Annotated in this window: 1 protein-coding gene and 1 pseudogene; both read left to right on the top strand. The window is 44.3% G+C overall.

The window, feature by feature from the left end; all coding sequences use genetic code 11:
* A pseudogene (locus A3738_RS17975) lies at window positions 1-742 on the top strand (F0F1 ATP synthase subunit alpha); the annotation flags it as partial.
* 58 nt (window positions 743-800) lie between these two features.
* The coding region (atpG, locus tag A3738_RS17970) for a F0F1 ATP synthase subunit gamma (RefSeq protein WP_068763755.1) at window positions 801-1,585 on the top strand (785 nt) is incomplete at its 3' end.

Genomic DNA, 1,585 nt, shown 5'->3' with positions numbered 1-1,585 from the left:
TTTGGCATACCGTCAAATTTCATTGCTTCTTCGTCGTCCACCAGGTCGTGAAGCATATCCTGGTGACGTATTCTACTTGCACTCACGTCTTCTAGAGCGTGCATCGCGAGTTAGTGAAGAGTACGTAGAGCAGTTCACTAATGGTGAAGTTAAAGGCCAAACAGGTTCTTTGACAGCGCTACCAGTTATCGAAACACAAGGTGGTGACGTATCTGCATTCGTACCCACTAACGTAATTTCGATCACTGATGGTCAGATCTTCCTAGAAACTAACCTATTTAACGCTGGTATTCGTCCAGCGATGAACGCAGGTATTTCGGTATCTCGTGTAGGTGGTGCAGCTCAGACCAAAATTATTAAGAAACTTGGCGGTAACGTCCGTCTAGCACTTGCTCAATATCGTGAGCTTGCAGCGTTTGCTCAGTTTGCTTCTGACCTTGACGAAGCAACTCGTAAGCAATTGGAGCACGGTCAACGTGTAACAGAGCTCATGAAGCAGAAGCAGTATAGCCCGCAGAGCGTTGCTGAAATGGGTGTTGTACTTTACGCAGCCAATGAAGGTTTCCTTGATGATGTACCAGTGAACAAAGTTGTAGCATTTGAAGAAGCATTGCTTTCTTACATGAACGCTGAACAAGCTGATCTTATGAATAAGATCAATGAGAAAGGCGACTACAACAATGATATCGCAGACGGTATCAAGAGTTCTTTGGAGACATTTAAGTCTACCCAAACTTGGTAATTAGATGGGCTTGCCCGTTTAATCGAGTTTTTTAATCAGACTTTATAGGCAACTAACAATGGCCGTTGGTAAAGAAATACGAAATCAAATCTCTAGCGTTAAAAGTACGCAAAAGATTACTAGTGCAATGCAAATGGTTGCAGCTAGTAAAATGCGTAAAGCGCAAGAGCGTATGAGCCAGGGCAAACCGTACGCTGAGAAAATTCGTGCGGTTGTTAGCCACCTGGCAAATGCAACCCCAGAATATCATCACTTATATCTGAAAGATCGTGATGTTAAACGTGTAGGTTATATCGTTGTATCTACTGACCGCGGTTTATGTGGCGGCTTGAACGTTAATTTGTTCAAGAAAACACTAGCCGATATGAAGACATGGGCTGATCAAGAAGTCGAAGTGGACATTTGTGCCGTCGGCCAAAAGGCAATCTCATTCTTCAAAAGTTACGGCGGAAACGTAGTAGCGGCAGTTAGCGGTTTAGGTGAAGAACCTTCTGCGCATGAGTTGATTGGATCAATTAAAGTGATGCTTGACGCTTATGACGAAGGCAAGATCGACCGTCTTTATGTTGTATACAACGAATTTGTGACCACCATGACGCAGCAAGCTGAGTTACATCAGTTGCTACCTTTGAAGGCTTCTGGAGAAGAAGAGCTTCAACATCATTGGGACTACATTTACGAGCCCGACGCAAAAGCTTTGCTCGACGGATTATTGACTCGTTTTATCGAATCTCAGGTGTATCAGGGCGTTGTGGAAAACGCAGCATGTGAACAAGCAGCACGTATGATTGCAATGAAGGCCGCTACGGATAACGCGGGCGAAATGATCAACGAGTTGCAACT

It is taken from the genome of Oleiphilus sp. HI0066 (genome assembly GCF_001635725.1).
Note: the sequence above shows the minus strand (reverse complement) of the source record. Positions and strands in the feature narration are given on the sequence as shown.